Origin of the sequence: Vibrio sp. V19_P1S1T109, from assembly GCF_002241375.1 — a bacterium.
GTDB classification, from domain to species: Bacteria; Pseudomonadota; Gammaproteobacteria; order Enterobacterales; family Vibrionaceae; genus Vibrio; species Vibrio anguillarum.
The window spans coordinates 1-21,673 of the sequence record NZ_NDIM01000186.1; the positions used below are offsets into that span (position 1 = coordinate 1).

A 21,673-nucleotide genomic window follows, 5' to 3' on the forward strand; every position below is an offset into this window, starting at 1 on the left:
GAACGACACTCTGTAACACATGAATTGCCAATCAAAGCTAGCAAGAATTATCAATAGACAGTGTCAAATCTGGGTAGGAATACTGGACTATTTGCTTATTTTGCCACTCTCTTTCCAATCAAAAAGGATATGAATCATTGAACTCACAGTGAGTTTCGAGTGACTTCATGGTTTAACAATTTTTGCCAACTTTCCTTATCTGCGATTTAATTGACGACAAAACAACCAAAAACAAACATCTCGCGAACAAAAGTGAAAACGATTACATCTCAATTTAATGGCACTAACCATGAAAAAATGAAAACTAATCATTTGTTTTTATGCACAAATTAATTCCCTTGTAACATTTGTCACAGAAATACATTCAGTTGCACACGACAATGCCGTTCTCTTTCGAATGAAACATTTTTTATCGTTCGAGCTTTAGAACCATCGCACTACATTAATGAGGTCAACTATGTTTGGTATCTTTAAACCCCAAGCGCATATCGAGAGGCTCGCTACTGAGCGGCTCGATAGCACTTATAGCCGCTTGCGCTGGCAGTTATTCATCAGTATTTTCTTCGGCTACGCAGGCTACTACCTTGTTCGTAAGAACTTTAGTTTGGCGATGCCTTATTTGATTGACCAAGGTTTTAGCCGCGGTGATCTCGGGGTAGCTCTTGCCGCCGTATCGATTGCTTATGGCTTATCTAAATTCTTAATGGGGAGCGTTTCTGACCGCTCTAACCCACGCTACTTCTTAAGTGCAGGCCTTTTAATGTCTGCGTTAGTGATGTTCTGTTTCGGTTTTATGCCGTGGGCAACAGGCAGCATTACTGCGATGTTTATTTTGCTGTTCTTAAACGGTTGGTTCCAAGGTATGGGCTGGCCTGCTTGTGGCCGTACCATGGTTCACTGGTGGTCACGTAAAGAACGTGGGGAAATTGTTTCTGTATGGAACGTAGCCCACAACGTCGGCGGTGGCTTAATTGGTCCCCTTTTCTTGTTTGGTCTTTGGGCATTTAACGATGACTGGCGCGCCGCATTTTACGTTCCTGCCTTTTTTGCGACCTTAGTTGCCATTTTCATTTGGATGACGCTGCGCGATACGCCGCAATCTTGTGGTTTACCACCGATTGAAGAGTATAAAGATGACTACCCAGACGACTACGATAAATCTCATGAGAATGAGATGACCGCGAAGGAAATTTTCTTTAAGTACGTTTTCTCTAACAAATTGTTGTGGTCTATCGCTATTGCCAACGCTTTTGTGTATCTCATTCGTTATGGCGTATTGGACTGGGCTCCTGTTTATTTGAAAGAAGCCAAAGAGTTCACCGTTGATAAATCTTCTTGGGCGTACTTCTTGTATGAGTGGGCAGGTATTCCGGGAACGCTATTGTGTGGTTGGATATCCGACAAAGTATTCAAAGGCCGTCGTGCACCTGCGGGCATCTTATTCATGGTTCTTGTTACTTTTGCGGTACTCATTTACTGGTTTAACCCTGCTGGTAACCCAGGTATCGACATGGCGGCTCTTGTTGCGATTGGTTTCTTAATTTATGGCCCAGTAATGTTGATTGGTTTATACGCACTGGAACTGGCTCCGAAAAAAGCAGCAGGTACCGCAGCAGGTTTAACAGGTTTGTTTGGTTATCTCGGCGGCGCAGTAGCGGCAAATGCGGTATTGGGTTACACCGTTGACCACTTTGGTTGGGATGGCGGCTTTATGATCCTAGTCGCTTCGTGCGGTATTTCTATCCTTTGTCTGCTGTATGCCTACATTGGCGAGCGTGCTCACCATAAAGAAAAAGACAGACTTGCGGAAGAAAAAGCGTCAACACAATCATAAATCTGACACCTAAATGTGTTGAATTTACGTTACGCACTGTTCACTTTGAATCAAAACTCTCCCCCTGCAACGTCAGGGGGAATTTTTAAGGATAACAATATGAAACTGACACTACTCGCACTTTCCATGGCTACTTTAGCCAGCTCGGCGTGGGTTCAAGCAGAACCATTGGTGATAGCGCATCGCGGCGCTTCCGGTTATCTGCCTGAACATACCCTTGAAGCCAAAGCGCTTGCTTACGGCATGAAGCCTGATTTTATTGAACAAGATGTCGTGATGACCAAGGATGACCAATTGGTGGTTCTGCACGATCACTATCTTGACCGCGTCACTGACGTTGCCGAGCGTTTCCCTGACCGTGCACGTGGTGATGGCCGCTATTACGCCATCGATTTTACGCTGGCAGAGATCAAAAGCCTGCGCGTAACTGAAGGTTTTAATATCGATGACAAAGGCAATAAAACTGCTGGTTTCCCCAACCGTTTCCCTCTTTGGAAATCAGACTTCACCGTCCCAACCTTAGCGGAAGAGATCGAGCTGATCCAAGGGCTGAACAAAACGCTCGGTTACGATATTGGTATTTATCCAGAAATCAAAGCGCCTTGGTTCCACCGCCATGAAGGGAAAGACATCAGTAAAGCGGTACTGAAAATGTTGAAGGAATATGGTTACGACAGTCAAGAGTCAAACGTTTACTTGCAATGTTTCGATCCTATCGAGCTAAAACGCATTAATGATGAACTGCTTCCAGCAATGAACATGGACCTCAAACTGGTTCAATTGATGGCCTACACCGATTGGAATGAGACCATGATCTATGATGGCGACCAAGCACAGCCATACAGCTATGATTGGATGTTCGAAGCAAACGGCATGAAGCAAGTCGCCACCTACGCCGATGGCATTGGCCCGTGGAAACCTATGTTGGTTGACGACGCTTCAACCAAAGAAAACATCATCATCAAGCCATTGATGAAAGCCGCTAAAACCGCCGGATTAGTCGTTCATCCTTATACCTTCCGCGCAGAACCCGATCGCATTGCACCTTATGCCGACAGCTTTGATGGGATGCTCGATGTGTTCTACAACACTGTAAAAGTGGATGGTTTATTTACGGACTATCCCGATAAAGCAGTGGAGTTTTTGCATTCAACTCGCTAAGTAAGCGTGATTAACCTTACCACTCTGACACGCTTCATCCCCAGTATCATCATGCTGGGGATGTTATTTTTGGTGACTTAATGCCTTCACCACCTTAAGCACATGCTTATTTAAGTTACTAGCTTCCCAAAGCACCGCAATTTGGCTGTTAAAAGGCATCTCCTCGATAGGAGTGATCACGGCAGAATCATCGATATGTTCAGCCAGTGATTGGGGTACAACAGCTACGCCAAATCCCGCCTGAGCCATTGCAACCATAGACCTCAACTGTGGAGCCGAAAAACGTCGATCGACACGGATGCCCACATCGTCAAACAGCGCTTTCATACCATCATGCAATGCTGGCCCCGTTTCACGAGGAAACAACAAAACGTACTCATTTTTTAACTGAGCTAAAGTAAGGCGATCTTTTCCAGCCAATGGATGCCCTAAAGGGATCACCGCGACAAAAGGCTCTTCAAATAAAACCACCCGCTGTAAAGACTCACTGGCATAACAAGGTAAACGCACCAATGCTATATCCAACTGCTTAGCTTTCAACTGCTCAACCAACTCTGGCATCGCTTGCTCAACCGCGGTGAGATTCACGTTTGAAAAACTGTCCCTTATCTCCCGCACTCGGGATAATATTTGGGTATTCATCGCAACCGAAGTCGCAAAGCCCATCCGCACTTCATTTTTTTCTCCACGCGCCAGCTGTTTTACTTTCGCCTTCGCTCGATCCACATCATTTAAGATGGTGACCGCATCGACATAAAACATTTGCCCAGCCTCGGTCAGCTCTACCCCACGTGGTAAACGCTTGAATAACAGCGTATCGAGCTCATGCTCCAATTTCTTTATCTGCTGGCTCAACGGTGGTTGAGCAATACCTAACACTTCAGCCGCTCGTGTGAAATGGCGAGTTTGTGCCACCGCCACAAAATACTTGAGATAGCGAAACTCCATATCTTTTCCATATAGAAATAAATCTTATTTATATTGGATTTAGCCACGTGGAGAAGTCAATCTAAATATACACTTTATTGCATAAATGGTTATTCTCATGCGTGGATTCTACACTCCGCTTTGTGCTTGTTCTCTCGATGTAGCAAAAGAGTTTGCTGAATATCATCATGTAACGGGTGATGGAGAGATTTACCAAACTTCGTTGATGAGTGCGTTGATTGCTGGCGTTTATGAAGGCGCAACAACAGTTGAACAACTGCTGCAACATGGCGATTTTGGCTTGGGCACATTCAATCAATTAGACGGTGAGCTCATTGCGTTTGATAAAGAGGTTTTCCAATTAAAAGCCGATGGTTCGGCTAACCCCGCACACTTAGCGCAGCAAACCCCCTTCGCCGTCATGACTTTTTTCACTCCTGATGTCGAAGTTCCTATCACCTCTAAAATGTCTCGTGCTGACGTTCATCATCTGATTGATGAGCTAGTACCCAGTGACAATATTTTCTGCGCAGTACGCATTGACGGTTTATATCAGTTTGTCAGAACGCGTACCGTGCCGCGTCAAACTCGCCCATTTCGCCCAATGTTGGATGTTGTAAAAGAGCAGCCCACATTTAATTTCACCTTCAAACAAGGCGTTATCGCCGGTTTTAGAAGCCCGCAGTACACCACAGGTATTAACGTTCCGGGGTATCACGAACATTTCATTACCGAAGATAGAAAAGGCGGCGGCCACATACAGGACTACTCTATTTCGTCGGGCTTTTTGCAAATTGGCAAAGTATCGCGCTTGGTAATTGATACCCCGACTTCGCTAGATTTCCTTAAAGCCAACCTAGCTCCCAATGACATCCGAACCGCGATTGAAAAAGCGGAAAAATAGCGCTGAACAGGAGAAAAATAATTGAATTGAAAAAAGCCGCCAGATAGCACCACCACTTCGTGAAGAAGTGTCAACGTCAGTCAACAATAAGGGTATAAAAATGAATACAAAACCTACCACTAGAAATGGCGCTCAATTAATCGCTCAACAGCTGGAATCTTTGGGTGTCCGCTATATTTTTGGCATTCCGGGGGCCAAAATTGATCGGTTATTTGACGCCATTGAAGACATCAATATTCAAATGATCCCAGTGCGTCACGAAGCCAATGCGGCCTTTATGGCCGGCGTCATCGGCCGTTTAACCGGCAAAGCTGGAGTCACCATGGTGACCTCAGGCCCGGGCTGTGGCAACTTGGTTTCAGGGGTTGCCACTGCCAATTCAGAAGGTGACCCGCTGGTCGCTATCGGCGGCGCGGTCAAACGAGCAGATCAACAAAAGCAAACGCACCAGAGTATGGATACCGTCAGTATTTTCCGCTCTATCACAAAATCCAGTGCAGAAATTCAACATGTTGATGCCGCCAGCGAAGTGATGGCCAATGCCTTTCGCACAGCAGAATCAGGCCGGCCGGGGGCGTGTTTCGTTAGCATTCCCCAAGATGTGTTATCCGACCACACTCTCACTGATATTATTGTTCCATCACGTAATGCTCATTCAAGCCAAGCCAGCCCAGAAGCGATCGAAGAAGCCATTACCCGAATCGAGCGGTCACAGCGCTGCGTCGTCTTACTCGGCTTACACGCCAGTCGCGCTGAAAATGCTCAAGCCATCAGCCGTTTTTTGCGCACAACTCAACTGCCTGTAGTCGGAACCTATCAAGCCGCTGGGGCAGTTGATATTAACTATTATCACCATTTCGCTGGCCGCGTAGGTTTATTTAACAATCAGCCCGGAGATGTATTGCTGCAAGATGCTGACCTGATTGTCACTATTGGTTTTAACCCCATCGAGTACGACCCAGAACTTTGGAACGCAAAACAGTCCCCAATCATCCACTTAGACATTGAACCAGCAGAGTATCAGCTCAATTACCAACCTTGTGTGGAAATTGTCGGCAATATCGTTCAATCACTGGATGATATGATCGATTGTGTCACCAATTTCGCACGCCTCTCTCCCAAAGCCTTATCGATTTTAGAGGAAGTGGCACAACAGCGGCAGATAATAAAATCCTACCCTACTCGTCAATCTCAGCATGGGTTTCATCCATTAACCTTAATCAAAGCGATGCAATCCATTATTACCCCAGACACCACCTTGTGTCTGGATATGGGCAGCTTCCATATCTGGATTGCGCGCTATTTAAGCTGTTTTCGCGCCCGTCAAATGCTGATTTCAAATGGTCAGCAAACTATGGGCGTTGCCCTACCTTGGGCGATTGGTGCAAACCTGCTTAAACCCAGCACCAAAGTGGTCTCTGTTTCTGGTGATGGCGGCTTCATGCAATCAAGCATGGAGTTAGAAACGGCCGTCCGCCTAAAATGCAACATCGTACATATCATCTGGGTCGATAACGCCTACAACATGGTCGAGATACAAGAGATGAAAAAGTATCAACGCCCGTCCGGAATAAAATTTGGCCCAATAGACTTTAAAGCGTATGCCGAATCATTTGGCGCGCAAGGCTTTGCCGTGACCGAACGTCATCAACTGATGCCTATGCTGCATCAAGCCATGGAAACTCAAGGACCTGCTGTCATCGCTATCCCCGTTGATTACAGCGACAACTACAAGTTGATGCTACCCAGAACACAAGAAAATCGAGATCCAATTTTTGAGCATATCGAAGGAGAAACAATATGAATGGTTTAACCCATAAAGTCGCTTTAGTCACGGGTGCCGCCAACGGCATCGGCTTTGCGATAGCACAGCGTTTATATGATGAAGGGGCCAATGTAGTACTGGCCGACTGGAATGAAGAGCAGCTCGCCACCGCCATCGAAGCTTTTGACTCAACACGCGTCGCGGCGCAAGTGATTGACGTCTCCGACCCTAAAAAAGTAAAAGCCATGATCGATAACGCCGTATCGCGCTTCGGTAAGCTCGACATTTTAGTCAACAATGCGGGCATCCACATCCCCGGCTCCGTCTTAGAAAGCAGCGTTGAAGATTGGAAGAAAATATCAGCGGTGAATATTGATGGCGTCGTGTATTGCTCTAAATTTGCCTTACCTGAGTTGCTAAAAACACAGGGGACCATAGTCAACACCGCTTCAGTCTCTGGCTTAGGTGGCGACTGGGGTGCCGCATTTTACTGCGCCAGTAAAGGCGCGGTAGTCAACCTCACTCGCGCCATGGCGCTAGACCACGGTGCCGCTGGCGTGCGAATTAACGCCGTGTGCCCAAGCTTAGTTAAAACCAATATGACCAATGGTTGGTCGCAAGAGATTAGAGATAAATTTAACGAGCGCATCGCTCTAGGACGCGCCGCAGAACCGAGCGAAATTGCCGCCGCAGTGGCCTTTTTAGCCAGCGACGATGCATCGTTTATCAATGGTGTCAATTTACCCGTCGATGGTGGCGCTACCGCTTCCGACGGCCAACCTAAAATCGTTTAACCACGAAAATTCAGCCAGTACCTAAACCATTTTCCGTGCTGGCTGACATTTTAGTTACACTTGATGCAGCCGAAATTTGCTCCAATTAATTTCTGTCTAAGTCTAGTGGCAAGGATAAATTAGTTGCATCACGAATATCAATACACTGTGTTCTCGGGTAGTCATCCGTTTAGACACCCAGTTACACGAACGTTTTAATGACGATAAAAACACCAAAGGCCTCTCACTTAGAGTGGATTAACAATCGCAAAGTAACTGACTGATTTGTAAAAAAGATATAATTCAAGATTACTCGCAATATTACGTTCATTTTAAGGCTAGATAAACCAGTTTGCATAAAGTATCCGCCATCTTAGATTGTGAGGTACTCCATGCGATTATTGGGTTTATACATTCCGTTAATAACGATGGTTGGTTCGCTCCTACCAGATGCAAGTCAGAGCACGAGTGTACTTGAAGCCAGCCTACCATCACGCAGTGAATTGACCATCACCATTCCATCCGGGGTAACGCCCAACAACTCCGGCGACACCATTTTTCTATTTGATGAATACGAACAACCGTTGGACTCTGTTAGTAGCTACTCATCTTGTAAAGAAGGCATTTAAATCACTTTTAAGGAAGAATTATGAACAAGCAGTTAGTTGCGTTAACCATAGGATTGAGTCTATCAACCAGTGCGCTCGCGTCCGTGCCGTGGGACAAAGACACTGCATACAGTACCAGCGACATTGTCAACCATAACGGTGAGTCATTCGTTGCGTCTCATTGGAGCCAAGGTACAGCGCCCGAGGTGAACAACATTTCATGGGATGGCTGGATACATCTTGATAGTACGAATGTAGCGATGTATGCACATGAACAAGCCTATGTGGGAGGCTCTGTCGTCAATTACAACGGTGATGTGTACCTAGCCAAGTGGTGGGTTAAGGGCGAATACCCAAGCGAATCCAGCACATGGCGATTACTCGAAGACTTTAACCTTGAACCTTCAACGCCCGTTGAAGATCCAGATCCCAACGTAAACCCTAAATCACCAGACACTATTCATGGTGTGGATAGCGATAACGATGGCATCAGAGACAGTTACAAAGCATCGGTGCTTGAAAAATATGAACACCCTGACATTGTCCAACTGGCTCTGGCGGTCAGTCTAGAATATGCCGACCTCCATACATTGGGACTCGAAGAGGCAGAGACGATTGAGATCTCTAAAGAAGACGCAACTACCAAATACAACAGTATCGTTGCTTTCGAGAAATGTGCTCAGCAATTGCAATCGGAAGGCAGGATCGACGAAACCCCAGCACAACTGTACGCCAACTCAATTTATCGCGCACTCTATTACCGTTTGGGTAAAGAACGCTTATTTAAAGCCATGGACTATGACTTTGATGCTTTGGTTTTGCCTGAGAACCCATGTCCTCAAACATTGAATAGCGAGTCAAACTAGATGAAAAACTATATACCAAATTTGGTACTGTTGAGTACGATGATGTCTTTAGTTTCTTCCGCTCAAGGCCAATGTGTTGATAACGTAGATAAACTTCAGCTCTTTTATGTCAATGGGATGTTCACCAGCCCTGAAGGCGCACGATCCAATAGAGACGCGCTAGACAGATTTCAGGACAAGCACTTAGGTCAATATGAAAAGTATCGAAATGTCCAAGTTGCGTATAACGTAGATGAAGCTTTTTTAGTCCAAGTTGCAGAAGTGGCTTTTCATAAAATGACTGAAGAACAAAAAAGAGCGGATGAAGGCCGTTTACTCGAAAACTTTATCCTCGGTCACAACCTAAACATCATTGATGATCTGGCAGGTACATTCAGTTGGTTCTTCACCGAAATCGTCGAAGATGTTGAATCCATCCAAGATGAAGGCGATTACCAAAACATGAGGCATTTGCTGAATTTGACGATGGATGACTGTACCCGAGTATTGTTAGTAACTCATTCCCAAGGCAACTTCTATGGCAACCGATTGTTCACTGAAATATCGAACTCCTACACTTACTCTACTGGTGCGAAGCTAAGTGATTACCCAATGCTCGGTTACCTAGGTATCGCAAACCCGACATTCCATGTTGGCGGCTCTTTTGGCAACGCACACACTGACATAGCCAAAACATTTACCAACGACAACGACTGGCCGATGTGGGCGGTAAGACGCTCACTTGGTGCAGTACCCGCTGACCCAGTAAGTACATCTGACCGCGATGAATCATATGGCCATGGTTTGGAAGAGGCTTACCTCAAAGATAATGCAGAACCTATTTTAGCGGATTACATGACGCAGATTATCGAAAACCTAACACCTTACCCGCTTTTCGAACAGCACCTGTCCTCTTCGTCCGCGACATCTCATTTAGGCTATTCAGCGATTTCTGAACACCTGGATATTCGATTCAGATATGGTGGTGGCTATCGATACAACGGTGTCCCCGAACCCGTTTGGAATGGTTTCCTTAATACCTCTAGCCATGGCACGTACTTTAATACCTATATCAAAGATAAGTACGCATTTGAAAAAATTGAGAATTGATAGTCTTAAATAGCATTCTGCCAATTTATGTAGAATTCTACATAGGGTGCTATGGATATAATAGCACCCATCGGATCCTCGACCCTCTGGTACATCAAACTCACACAGACCGGATACATGCTTTACATAAGTCACACTTAAAAATAGTGTGAAATAGTCAAATAGCGGGCGCGGATGTGCTCTATCAGCAAGCGGACTTTATTCGGGGGTTGGCGAGTAAAGGGATACACGGCATATATACCCAATTTTTTGCCCACTTGTTCCGGGAAAATATCCACTAGTTGGCCGTTCCGAAAATCATGATAAACCAAACAGCGCGGTACATAAGCAATGCCGTGGCCGCCTAAAGCCGCTTTTCTCAATGCCGTGGCATTATCCGTAGAGAAGCAGCCCGACACTGTGACAATGTAGTTTCCTTTGCGACCTTTAAATTCCCACTCGCTCGCGCCTGTGGTTTGGTAGGCATATTGAAAGCAGTTGTGGTTGACTAAATCTTCCGGTTTTAACGGTTTTCCATTTTTCGCAATATAAGAGGGAGAAGCGCACACAACCCATTGTGAGTCTAAAATATGCCGCGCAATTAAGCTTGAATCTTCCAAATAACCAGTGCGGATCACTAAGTCAAAACCCCCTTCCACTAAATCAACAAAACGGTTATCAAGCGACATGTCCACCGTTAAGCCGGGGTGTAAATTGCAAAATTCCGCAACCGCGTCGGCCAATATTAGATCGCCTGATATGGTGGGTACCGACATTTTGATGTGGCCGCTGACATTTTCACCAAACCCAGCCACCGCATCGACGGCTTCTTGAGTGGCAAGCTTCACATTTTTCGCACCCTGTAACAGTGCCTTGCCCGCCTCAGTTAGGGTCAATTTACGCGTTGTTCGGTATAATAGCTGCACGCCTAGCTCTTCTTCCAAACGCGCCATTCTTTTACTAACTACCGAATTTGTAAGGCTATTCTGTTCTGCTACTTTACTAAAACTCCCCAGTTCCATCACTTGTGAAAACAATATTAGGTCGTCTGCTCGCATTTTATTATGTCAATTTTGGAATTAATTATTTTCATTATTTCCCTATATCCATAAAAAATAAAGGAGTAAATTCACCCCAAATTAACAAAAACATCACAAATATAATAATTTAGCTACCCGACGTGGCCGAAAGGTCTGTAGCCCCTACAGGATGTCTGCTCTTCAACTATCCTACTATTTAGAGTTAGTACGAAGAGCACACTTTACGAGGAAGTATCCAATGAACGAAACCTTACTGGCACTAGTGGCCTTCTCCCCCATTGTGGCGGCAGCGATTCTTTTAGTCGGGCTCAACTGGCCTGCGAAAAAGGCGATGCCTGTGGCCTTTGCATTAACTGTGGCCATCGCCCTCACATTTTGGGATATGTCGGCAAACCGCGTGCTCGCTTCTGTTTTGCAAGGGTTCGGTATCACGATTTCCGTGCTCTGGATTGTGTTTGGCGCAATCTTCCTACTCAACACCTTAAAACACACTGGTGCTATCACCACCATTCGTAACGGTTTTACGGATGTTTCGGCTGATCGCCGTGTGCAAGCCATCATCATTGCGTGGTGTTTTGGCTCTTTTATTGAAGGCGCTTCTGGTTTTGGTACACCGGCGGCTATCGCGGCTCCGTTGCTGGTTGCGATTGGTTTTCCTGCGTTGGCTGCCGTATTGATGGGGATGATGATCCAATCCACTCCTGTCTCTTTCGGCGCAGTGGGTACGCCGATTATTGTCGGGGTAAACAAGGGGTTAGATACGCACAACATCACCGAAACGCTGATCAGCAACGGTTCAAGTTGGGATGTGTATTTACAGCAAATCACCGCCAGTGTCGCCATCACCCATGCGATAGTCGGTACATTGATGCCAGTATTAATGGCGATGATGTTGACGCGCTTTTTCGGTAAAAACAAAAGCTGGACCGAAGGGTTAGATATTTTGCCTTTTGCGATTTTCTCTGGCTTGGCTTTTACTGTGCCTTACGCGCTAACGGGCGTCTTTCTTGGCCCAGAATTTCCCTCATTAATCGGTGGCTTGATCAGCTTGGCACTGGTTGTCACGGCCGCGAAAAAAGGCTTTTTAGTACCAAAATCACAATGGGATTTTCCAGAAGAGAAATCGTGGCCCGCAGAGTGGTTAGGCTCATTAAAAATTGATATTGAGGAGATCAAAGCTAAACCGATGGGCCTTGCATTGGCTTGGACTCCCTATGTTCTGCTTGCGGTTATCCTTGTGGCAAGCCGTGTGAGCAGCGAATTTAAGTCGCTGCTGGCTGGAGTGAGCCTATCCTTTAACAACATTCTGGCTGAAACAGGCATCAGCACGGCCATTCAACCGCTTTATCTTCCCGGTGGCATCTTGGTTTTTGTCGCGTTACTGGCAGTAATATTGCAGTCACGCAGTGCGACACCGCTCATCAAAGCATTCGGTGAATCAAGCAAAACGCTGATCGGCGCGGGCTTTGTGTTGGTATTCACTATCCCTATGGTGCGTATTTTTATTAACTCTGGCGTCAATGGCGCAGAGCTTGCGAGCATGCCTGTCACTACCGCCAATTTTGCGGCGGGTTTAGTCGGTGATGCCTTCCCTGCATTAAGTGCCACCGTTGGCGCACTTGGGGCGTTCATCGCAGGCTCAAATACGGTGTCGAACATGATGTTCAGTCAATTCCAGTTTGAAGTGGCGCAAACACTCTCTATTTCCAGTGTGATGATCATTGCGCTACAAGCTGTTGGCGCAGCGGCGGGCAATATGATTGCGATTCACAACGTCGTCGCGGCATCAGCAACGGTCGGTTTATTGGGCCGTGAAGGAGCCACGCTGCGCAAAACCATTATTCCGACTTTCTACTACCTTGTGATGACTGGCCTTATCGGTTTAGTGGTGATTTACGGCTTTAATATGACCGACGTACTAATGACCCAGCAACCCTAAGTTTGGTGATGTGATTTGGTATCAACTTGGTTTTTATAACCATTAATCTTGTGTAATAAATGCAGAGCTCGCTAGGCGGCGGCTCTGTACAAATTAGGATTCAATCTATGATTATTTCAGCCTCCACCGACTATCGCGCTGCCGCGAAAGCGAAATTGCCTCCTTTTCTGTTTCATTATATTGATGGTGGCTCATACGGTGAGCACACGCTCACACGCAATACCGCGGATTTAGCTGACATCGCACTGCGCCAACGCGTGCTTAATGACATGTCAGAGCTCAGTTTAGAAACACAACTGTTTGGCGAACAGCTTGCAATGCCGATTGCCCTTGCCCCTGTAGGTTTAACTGGTATGTACGCGCGGCGCGGCGAAGTGCAAGCGGCGCGCGCGGCTGAAAATAAAGGCATTCCTTTTACACTGTCCACCGTATCGGTTTGCCCGATCGAAGAAGTATCATCGGCGCTGGCTCGGCCGATTTGGTTTCAACTCTACGTGCTTAAAGATCGCGGTTTTATGAAAAATGTGTTGGAGCGCGCCAAAGCCGCGGGGGTAAAAAACCTCGTGTTTACCGTGGATATGCCTGTTCCCGGCGCGCGTTACCGCGATATGCATTCTGGCATGAGCGGCCCTAATGCGGCGATGCGCCGAGTGTTTCAAGCGATGAAACACCCAAGCTGGGCGTGGGATGTTGGCTTGCTCGGTAAACCACACGATTTAGGCAATATTTCTGCCTACCGTGGCACGCCGACTAAATTGGAAGACTACATTGGTTGGCTTGGTGAGAATTTTGATCCTTCCATTTCATGGAAAGATTTAGAGTGGATCCGCGACTTTTGGGACGGCCCGATGATCATTAAAGGCATTCTAGATACAGAAGATGCCAAAGACGCGGTGCGCTTTGGCGCTGATGGCATTATCGTATCCAACCACGGTGGTCGCCAGCTTGATGGAGTGTTGTCAACCGCCAAAGCCTTACCTGCGATTGCTGATGCGGTGAAGGGCGACCTGAAAATTCTGGTCGATTCAGGGATTCGCACTGGGCTTGATGTGGTACGCATGCTGGCACTGGGCGCGGACTGCACGCTGCTGGGTCGCTCGTTTGTTTATGCATTGGCGGCGCAAGGTCAAAGCGGCGTTGAGAACTTGCTCGATTTATATGAAAAAGAGATGCGCGTTGCCATGACCTTAACCGGAGCGAAAACCATTGCCGATTTGTCACGAGACTCGTTAGTCAAACTTTAATCTCATGATGACAAACCAACGGTAGCCGCACGTTAACCTATCCACAACCTCAATTTAAAATGGGAAACAATGATGGCCAGCACTCTTTCAGACGCCACCTATCGTCAACTGGAAACGCAACTCGCTACGCGCATCGACCCTGAGCGCATCATCACGCAGCAGGCAAAACGCCTTGCTTATGGCACTGATGCCAGTTTCTATCGCTTGGTGCCGAAAATTGTGCTGCGCTTACAAAGCCTTGATGAGGTCATTTTTGCCATTAAAAGCTGCCGCGAGCTTGGCGTTCACTGCACGTTTCGCGCCGCTGGCACCAGTTTATCTGGTCAGGCAGTTTCTGATTCGGTTTTGATCGCCTTAACCGATGACTGGCGAGGCCATCGCATTCACGATGAGGGCAAAAAAATCACCCTACAACCGGGGGTCATCGGAGCCGATGCCAACAAATACCTTGCCCCTTTTCAACGCAAAATCGGCCCAGATCCAGCCTCAATTAACACCTGCAAAATTGGTGGAATCGCCGCCAATAACGCCAGTGGTATGTGCTGCGGCACTGCGCAAAACTCTTACCGCACTGTCGATAGTATGAAGATCGTCTTCGCAGACGGTTCCGTGCTCGACACCGCAAACCCAGAAAGCATCGCTGCATTCAAAATCGCTAAACCCGAATTGATTGAAGGTATTGCTCAACTTCATGCACAAACGGCGCAAAATCACACACTATCAAAGCTTATTCACCACAAATATCGCCTAAAAAACACCACTGGCTATGCCCTAAATGCTCTCGTTGATTACTCTGATCCGATTGAAATTATTGAACATTTGATGATTGGGTCGGAAGGCACACTCGGTTTTATTGCCGACATCACCTACAACACCGTCATTGAGCACGCGCACAAAGCCTCGGCGCTGCTTGTCTTTGCTGATATTGAGCAGGCTAGCCAAGCGGTTACGACCCTGTCCAAAACCCCAGTTGCGGCAGTGGAAATGATGGATGGACGCGCGATGCGCTCTGTCGCTGACAAAGCTGGCATGCCCGCATTTATTGCGCAATTGGATCTAGAAGCCGCTGCGCTGCTAATTGAGTCTCACGCCAGCGATCACGTAACACTTCATTCGCAATGCAGCGCCGTGATGGCAGCACTAAGCGACTACCAGATCATCGAATCCGTACCATTCACCTCTGATACCAAAATGGTGGCAACCTTATGGGGCATTCGCAAAGGGATGTTTCCTGCCGTGGGCGCAGTGCGCGAAGTGGGGACAACCGTCATCATTGAAGATGTGGCGTTTCCGGTAGAAAGCCTTGCCAATGGTGTGCGCGATTTGCAGGCTTTGTTTGATCACTACCACTATCACGAAGCCATCATCTTCGGCCACGCTCTGGAAGGCAACTTGCATTTTGTCTTTACACAAGGCTTTGATAGCCAAAGTGAAATCGACCGCTACGGCGCATTTATGGATGAAGTGGCCGAGCTAGTGGCAGTGAAATATCAAGGCTCACTCAAAGCCGAGCACGGCACGGGCCGCAACATGGCACCGTATGTGGAGTTGGAATGGGGCAAAGACGGTTACGCCTTAATGCAACAAATCAAAACCCTGTTTGACCCACAATGCTTGCTCAACCCCGGCGTTATAATCAACGATGATCCGTGTTCCCACTTAGCTAACCTAAAGCCAATGCCAGCGGCTGATGCCTTGGTCGATCGCTGCATCGAATGCGGGTTTTGCGAACCTGTTTGTCCATCTCGCACACTATCACTCTCGCCCCGTCAACGAATCGTCTTGTACCGCGAGCTACAACGTCGACGCGCGCAAGGTGAAACGGTAGAAGCTTCTGAGCTTGAAAAAGTCTTTGAATACCAAGGATTAGACACCTGCGCCGCAACTGGCTTATGCGCTGAGCGCTGCCCTGTTGGCATCAACACTGGCGATTTAGTGAAAAAGCTGCGCACCGCGAAATACCAAAAATTCATCCCCATTGCTACATGGACGGCGGATCACTTTGCCGCCACCACAGCCGTGGCTAAAATCGGCCTCAGTGCCAACCAATTGGCGAGCAAATGGCTGGGCGAGAAGTTAGTCGGCGGCGCAACCAACGGCTTGCGTAAACTCAGCAAAGGCAAAACGCCTATTTGGTATCCACAACTGCCGCAAGCCAATCATCAGAACTTAACCATTGCAGTAGAAAACCTGCCGCGCCGTGAGAAAAAAGTCGTCTATCTACCCTCTTGTGCGAGCCGAAATATGGGCCAACAAAACAGCGCGGGCGATCAGCGGCCATTAACCGAAGTGACCTTATCGCTGCTTAATAAAGCAGGATATGAGGTGATTCTACCTAATGAGCTCAACAGCCAATGTTGTGGCATGCCCTATGACAGCAAGGGAATGAATGAGCTTGCGCAGTCAAAAGCGCAGCAGTTAGAAGCCTCGTTATGGCAAGCTAGCCAACAAGGGCAATATCCGGTATTGATGGATACCAGCCCGTGTGCAAAACGCAGTATTGAACAATTTACCAAACCACTGGAGATCTTAGAACCCGTCGGTTTTGTCAATAAGTATCTGCTGGATTCTTTAGCGATCAAGGCCAAAGAAGAAACTGTGATGCTGCATATCACCTGCAGTGCGCGCAAAATGGGGTTGGAAGCCGACATGCTCAAATTGACCCAAACCTGCGTCAGCACGGTGATTGTGCCAGAGCATATTCAATGCTGCGGCTGGGCGGGCGATAAAGGCTTTACCACGCCAGAACTGAATGCGGCGGCCGTTCATCCGCTCAAAGAGCAAGTCCCTGCTCACTGCGAACGCGGATTCAGTAATAGCCGTACCTGTGAGATTGGCCTATCGCACCACAGCGGCATTCCATATCAATCCATTTTGTATTTGGTTGATGAGGTGTCTAAACCGCTTTGATCTACCCTTAATCTTAAAATAGCTCATTGGATAAAATGGGCTGTTTTTTTGTCTCTTTATCTGGCGTACCTTTACCTCGCATACCAAGAGTTTGTAAATACGCTTTGGGGCTTAAACCAAACTGACTGCGAAAGCGTTGATTAAATCGCTGTTCCGATTGGTAGCCGCAACACTGTGCCAATATCGCTATATTTCGTTGGCCACTTTGCATTAAGTTCAGCGCGTGATTCACACGCACTTCAGCCAAAACCTCACGGTAACGGGTGCCATGTTGCTTTAAGCGTCGAATTAAGGTCGCGCGGCTCATGGCAAAGTGCGTTGCTACCCGCTCAAGTGGATGTTCTTCTTCTGGTGACTGGGCGAGGTAGTTTCTCAGCTTCTGCTCAAAGGGTAGAGAATTACTCTCAAAGAGCCAATGCAGTACACCTTGCTCAGCCAATTGTTGGTATAACACCATCAGTAGATAGGCTTGGGTTTCTTGGCTGATTAACGAAAGATCGAACGAGGCGAGCGCATTGAGCGAACTTTTCAGTGAGGGGCTGGTTGAAATCACAGGCCACATAACTGGGCGATCATGACTTGCGCTTAACGCAAGCATCGCCTCGGTCGGGCGGTAGGTGAAACTGAACAGCCTTGACGAGAAGTAACCGTGTTCTGGTAAATTTTCGAAACTGAGCGAAGCTGAGGCCTCACACAACAATAACGAAGTGCTCGATAGATTAATGGCCTCTTCCTTATGAAACAGTTTTTTACTGCCAGATTGGATCTGAATCAAGCTTGGGGAGTGAATCCTCACATTTCTCAGCCTTTGTTGCTGAGCGGCTCGAAAAGTGGTGACTTGGTATTGGTGATTCATCACTCCCCCATGAATTAACGTGTATAGGTTGCGGTCAGCGTCGCTTTTTCTAACGCCAAACTATTGAGGGTAAAACCAACCACCGCAGGTGATACATCGGCCGCCAAATTGAGTTTTTCCGTCGGGAGAGCCCATACCGTAAACTGGTAACGGTGCATTCCGTGCCCTTCTGGCGGACAAGCACCACCAAAACCAACGCTGCCATAATCGATACGTGTTTCTATTGCACCGAGCTTTTTAACTTCAACCCCACGTGCTAGCTCACTCACTGTCGCTGGAATATCCAGCGCAATCCAATGCCAAAAGCCACTTCCTGTCGGAGCATCTGGATCAAAAACCGTAATAGCAAAACTTTTGGTTCCTTGTGGTGCATCAGTCCAAATTAAGTGCGGCGAAAGATTCTCCCCAGCACAACCCCAGCCTGAAAATTCAAAGGTTTTTGCCATCGGGTGGCCTTCTTGGATATCACGGCTGCTGAGTTGCAAAGCATTTGCCATCCCTGCAAATAATAAGCTGGTGGTTAACGTCGTGGTGACGATGGCCGAGCTAAAAATCGTCGAGTTCATTGTTTTCTCCTATGAATAAGTTCATGAACAAGTCTAGCAGCATCACCCATGCAACATCCGACAGAAAGTATCATTTTGACGCTTTAAGAATCAGTCAATGATACTTTGTGTTACAGTCACTCTTCTATTATCAATACGCCTACTTGGCTTAATAGCGGCAATTGTATTGAGTTCGACTCAAGCCACAGCTTCAACGGAAAAAGAACCACTACCCACTATCGCGGATAACGTTATTGTAGAGTGGAAAGTAGAGGTAGGAAGGGAGAACGAGAGCCCTCCTCCGTTGAGAAGGAGAGCTGGAAGGAATTACCACATCAAATCATCAGGGACTACGAAATCCGCGTACGGATCATCTTCAGCAGGTAGAGATTCATCGGCGGTTTTATTTTCGATAATGCTCTCTTCATCACGCATGAAGATTTTATCCGCTACCACACCCGGGATGACAGCATAGCCATCTTCATAACGTGCAATAGCCAGGATTCCTTTACTCAGTTGGTCGCGAACCAGTGAATCGACATAAAGTGACTTCACCAACTTACCATCAACAAAGTTGTATTTGATTTCGCCGTGTTTTAGATCCAGCTTATTCATCTCAATCAGTTGTTTTACTTGAGCACGAATTTCTTTGCTCAACAACTGCTCTTTTTGCTGTTTATTTAGTGCCTTGTCGCGCTCTTGTTGCTCGACTTTATTCGCTTCTACTGCCGCTTTCACTTCACGTGCTTGCACGCGCGATTTTTTAGAGCTCTTTTTCGCTTTGCTGAGTTTTTTGGCGTTAACTAAACCCGCTTTTAGCATTTGCTCTTGTAGAGATAAGGTTGCCATGATCAATCCAAGTCAGTTATTTGCTGGTGAGTTTAACGGTTCATGGCGAGTGAATAAAGAGCGCTGTAGTTATCTTATTCATCCTAACGAGCAAAAAATGCTTTTCTAAACTCATAACGCTGCTTTGCCGCGTAGCGTACCCACTCTTCTGTCGAAAGGGTGGCATAGGCTGTCTTTCTCTGGTTTGAGAGCGTCTTTTCTAACTGCGCTAACGCTTGCTGGTAGTCAATGACTTGAGCAGCCTGCGCTTGTTGCTCGATTTGGCGATGGGCCACCTCACTGCGCTCATGTTCATTTAAGTAAAGTTCGGCCAAACCTTGTTGTACTTCTAAGCGCTGTTCTAACGATAAATGTTGAGGGATCAGCCGAATCGCTTGTTCATAGCGTGCATTACCTGTGTTTAATGAAAAGGCATCCCATTGATATTGATGCTGTGTAAGCCGCTGTTCAATGCTCTGCAACGCCTCTTCTACGGAAGCAATGCCTTCGTAGTCATTGGGTTGCTGTACAAAATCATCATAAGCGTACTGATCAGCAAACAAGATATCCGCTTGTCGCCCCCATACTTGTTGATCAATCGATTTTACATAAGCCATTTTGTCACCTAATTCCGTATCCTGACTGATGAGTTCCATTCCAAGCAACGCGTCACGTTCCGCCTGTTTTTGCCAATAGAGTGCAACCAGCTCATAGCGTTCATGGGGCAACTGCGTTTGTAATTGTTGTAGCCGCGCAGCGCACACATTTTGCTGACGACACTGTTGCCAAAACTGCTCTATTCTCTCTCTCAGCGCTTTGCCTATTTCTGTTTGCAGCGTTTCACCAACGAGTGTCCACTCTTCATGGGTTTGATGATCGCGATTAGCCAGCAAAGCAACGCTACTTTGCTCTGGCAAACGCACCGTGCCCGGCAATGCAACCTCAATTCTATTGGGGGGTGTTTGGATAGTGGGAAACTCATCCCTCTTCACCCACCAATAACTTGCGCTGCCGACTAAGGCAACGCAGATCAATAACCTAACCCAACGCATCTAGCGGATCTCAGCTTTAACCGGAAAGTGATCCGATAAATTGTAATGCTGCCATAAACGCTCGTCCGTGGTTCTTGGCACCAGCACAGTATTGCGGTTTTGTTGTTCGCTTGGTTGTGCAAACTCTTGACTTACCACCACATAATCAAGGTACTCCACGTTTTCACCACCGGATAAGGGTTCTCCTGCAAAATCATTGATACGCGGATCAAACGTTGATTCGGTATAGCCTGCGTAGCTAGGTTCGGTTGACGCAAGATTCGCGAGCATGTTTTGATAGTCATCGGCAAATTTACGTTTATTCACGTTAAAATCACCGCCATAAATCACCGTTTCTGTGCTGGGAATAGAGAACGATTGCGCAAAACTGCGCATCTGTCTGAACTGACGTTGGCGATAATCGCGAGCGGTATCGGTATCAAACGAAGCAGTATGCGTTGCAAACAGATGATAAGCCTGACCATTTTTGATGATTTCAGCATAATTCACCCCTTTATCAGCAAAACAGTCAGTTCCCGAGCAATCAGGGAAAACATATTGTCCTTGGTTAACAATTGGGTAGCGGCTGACGATGATCACTCCACCGTCATGGATATTCACCCCAGACTTATCGAGCATTTTCGTTTGGTACGGATACTCTTTTGCCAGCTCTCGAAGAAAGGCATCACGCCCCGCAGCAAACACTTCTTGCAGCATTACGGCATCATATCCTTTGATATGCTGAGGGATGATAGCAAAACGCTCGGCAATATTTGAAGCAATCACAGGTAACGCCCAAACGTTATAGGTCATCACTTTTAAGGTCTCAGCGTCGGGTGTTTCTTCTGTATTCGTTGGCGTAATGGTGTAATAAATATCGTCGTAACGAGTGGTGCTGACGGATTTAAACGCAAGCTCGGTTGGACGTTCAATCAACTGCGTTGAGTAATAACGGTGAACCGCACGATCATTTTGCCACTGAAGAGGAACATCTCGTGCTTGTACCCCATGCTCAATGCTTGAGTTATACCAATGACCTTCCATCTTCTGCTGTAAAGAGAAAACCTGCCCTTGCGGTAAAGTCACCATGGTTTCAAATTGGTACGTTTTGCCAGATTTCACCCCTTGCCAGCGGTTAAAGCTGAGCACCATTTTAGTTTCCCACGGGCCTAGCGTTTCACTGTGTTGCTGCCATTCACTGCCTTGTTGCAACTGATCAGATCCGGTCTGTTTCACAGCAATAGACATTGGCCGCGCAGAGTTATTGGTTAAATAAATATCGGTGTCCGCCAATACCGCATGAGCAGCAAGAGATAACCCAAATAGCATGACTTTATTAATAATCTTCACGTTTTCATCCTTTAACTGTGAAAA

18 protein-coding genes are annotated in these 21,673 nt (G+C 46.9%); 11 read left to right on the top strand and 7 right to left on the bottom strand.

Features of this window, described 5'->3' with window-relative positions:
- Positions 1-457 precede the first annotated feature (457 nt).
- Together glpT and glpQ are read left to right on the top strand one after the other, a co-directional pair.
- Positions 458-1,834, top strand: a complete 1,377-nt coding sequence (glpT, locus tag B9J87_RS08825) for a glycerol-3-phosphate transporter (protein ID WP_026027688.1) — start codon at positions 458-460, stop codon at positions 1,832-1,834.
- A 99-nt stretch (positions 1,835-1,933) separates the two neighbouring features.
- Positions 1,934-2,995, top strand: coding sequence for a glycerophosphodiester phosphodiesterase (gene glpQ, locus B9J87_RS08830; RefSeq protein WP_026028651.1), 1,062 nt, complete (start codon positions 1,934-1,936; stop codon positions 2,993-2,995).
- Between the two features lie 63 nt (positions 2,996-3,058).
- On the opposite strand, the gene B9J87_RS08835 is transcribed toward glpQ, so the two are convergent.
- Positions 3,059-3,943 (bottom strand): LysR family transcriptional regulator, encoded by an 885-nt coding sequence (locus B9J87_RS08835; RefSeq protein ID WP_094150278.1) that lies wholly within the window; start codon positions 3,941-3,943, stop codon positions 3,059-3,061.
- A gap of 85 nt (positions 3,944-4,028) precedes the next feature.
- Here B9J87_RS08835 and budA point away from each other — a divergent pair, with 85 nt between their 5' ends.
- The 6 genes from budA (at position 4,029) to B9J87_RS08865 (ending at position 9,927) form a co-directional block, all read left to right on the top strand.
- On the top strand, positions 4,029-4,826 hold the full coding sequence (gene budA / locus B9J87_RS08840) for an acetolactate decarboxylase (protein WP_069212237.1): 798 nt from the start codon (positions 4,029-4,031) through the stop codon (positions 4,824-4,826).
- Between the two features lie 100 nt (positions 4,827-4,926).
- The gene (gene alsS, locus B9J87_RS08845) at positions 4,927-6,630 is read left to right on the top strand and encodes an acetolactate synthase AlsS (RefSeq protein WP_094150281.1); all 1,704 of its coding nucleotides are present in this window, start codon (positions 4,927-4,929) and stop codon (positions 6,628-6,630) included.
- Positions 6,627-7,385, top strand: coding sequence for an SDR family NAD(P)-dependent oxidoreductase (locus B9J87_RS08850; RefSeq protein WP_013868131.1), 759 nt, complete (start codon positions 6,627-6,629; stop codon positions 7,383-7,385). The genes alsS and B9J87_RS08850 overlap by 4 nt, the downstream gene beginning before the upstream one ends.
- 371 nt (positions 7,386-7,756) lie before the next feature.
- Positions 7,757-7,993, top strand: coding sequence for a hypothetical protein (locus B9J87_RS08855; protein ID WP_094133787.1), 237 nt, complete (start codon positions 7,757-7,759; stop codon positions 7,991-7,993).
- Between the two features lie 20 nt (positions 7,994-8,013).
- Complete coding sequence (locus B9J87_RS08860) at positions 8,014-8,838, top strand: carbohydrate-binding protein (RefSeq protein WP_094133788.1); 825 nt, start codon at positions 8,014-8,016, stop codon at positions 8,836-8,838.
- Positions 8,839-9,927 (top strand): KTSC domain-containing protein, encoded by a 1,089-nt coding sequence (locus tag B9J87_RS08865; protein ID WP_094143122.1) that lies wholly within the window; start codon positions 8,839-8,841, stop codon positions 9,925-9,927.
- 137 nt (positions 9,928-10,064) lie between these two features.
- On the opposite strand, the gene B9J87_RS08870 is transcribed toward B9J87_RS08865, so the two are convergent.
- Positions 10,065-10,964, bottom strand: a complete 900-nt coding sequence (locus tag B9J87_RS08870; protein ID WP_013868134.1) for a LysR family transcriptional regulator — start codon at positions 10,962-10,964, stop codon at positions 10,065-10,067.
- 220 nt (positions 10,965-11,184) lie between these two features.
- Here B9J87_RS08870 and B9J87_RS08875 point away from each other — a divergent pair, with 220 nt between their 5' ends.
- The 3 genes from B9J87_RS08875 (at position 11,185) to B9J87_RS08885 (ending at position 17,039) form a co-directional block, all read left to right on the top strand.
- Positions 11,185-12,885, top strand: coding sequence for an L-lactate permease (locus tag B9J87_RS08875; protein WP_170899022.1), 1,701 nt, complete (start codon positions 11,185-11,187; stop codon positions 12,883-12,885).
- A gap of 107 nt (positions 12,886-12,992) precedes the next feature.
- Complete coding sequence (gene lldD, locus B9J87_RS08880) at positions 12,993-14,129, top strand: FMN-dependent L-lactate dehydrogenase LldD (RefSeq protein ID WP_094130067.1); 1,137 nt, start codon at positions 12,993-12,995, stop codon at positions 14,127-14,129.
- Between the two features lie 69 nt (positions 14,130-14,198).
- The gene (locus B9J87_RS08885; RefSeq protein WP_441351330.1) at positions 14,199-17,039 is read left to right on the top strand and encodes an FAD-binding and (Fe-S)-binding domain-containing protein; all 2,841 of its coding nucleotides are present in this window, start codon (positions 14,199-14,201) and stop codon (positions 17,037-17,039) included.
- A 13-nt stretch (positions 17,040-17,052) separates the two neighbouring features.
- Here B9J87_RS08885 and B9J87_RS08890 read toward each other — a convergent pair whose 3' ends face one another.
- The 5 genes from B9J87_RS08890 to B9J87_RS08910 form a co-directional block, all read right to left on the bottom strand.
- Positions 17,053-17,895 (bottom strand): helix-turn-helix transcriptional regulator, encoded by an 843-nt coding sequence (locus B9J87_RS08890; RefSeq protein ID WP_254918117.1) that lies wholly within the window; start codon positions 17,893-17,895, stop codon positions 17,053-17,055.
- A gap of 14 nt (positions 17,896-17,909) precedes the next feature.
- Positions 17,910-18,461 carry a YbhB/YbcL family Raf kinase inhibitor-like protein gene (locus tag B9J87_RS08895; protein WP_094150300.1) on the bottom strand — a complete coding sequence of 184 codons (552 nt, stop codon included), beginning with the start codon at positions 18,459-18,461 and terminating at the stop codon, positions 17,910-17,912.
- Between the two features lie 306 nt (positions 18,462-18,767).
- A complete protein-coding gene (locus tag B9J87_RS08900) occupies positions 18,768-19,289 on the bottom strand; it encodes a DUF2058 domain-containing protein (RefSeq protein WP_026027777.1) in 522 nt (173 codons plus the stop codon).
- 83 nt (positions 19,290-19,372) lie between these two features.
- The gene (locus B9J87_RS08905) at positions 19,373-20,320 is read right to left on the bottom strand and encodes a hypothetical protein (RefSeq protein ID WP_254918118.1); all 948 of its coding nucleotides are present in this window, start codon (positions 20,318-20,320) and stop codon (positions 19,373-19,375) included.
- Positions 20,321-21,649: a sphingomyelin phosphodiesterase gene (locus tag B9J87_RS08910; RefSeq protein ID WP_094150302.1), complete on the bottom strand. Its 1,329-nt coding sequence runs from the start codon at positions 21,647-21,649 to the stop codon at positions 20,321-20,323. It lies immediately after the preceding gene.
- Between the last annotated feature and the right edge of the window lie 24 nt (positions 21,650-21,673).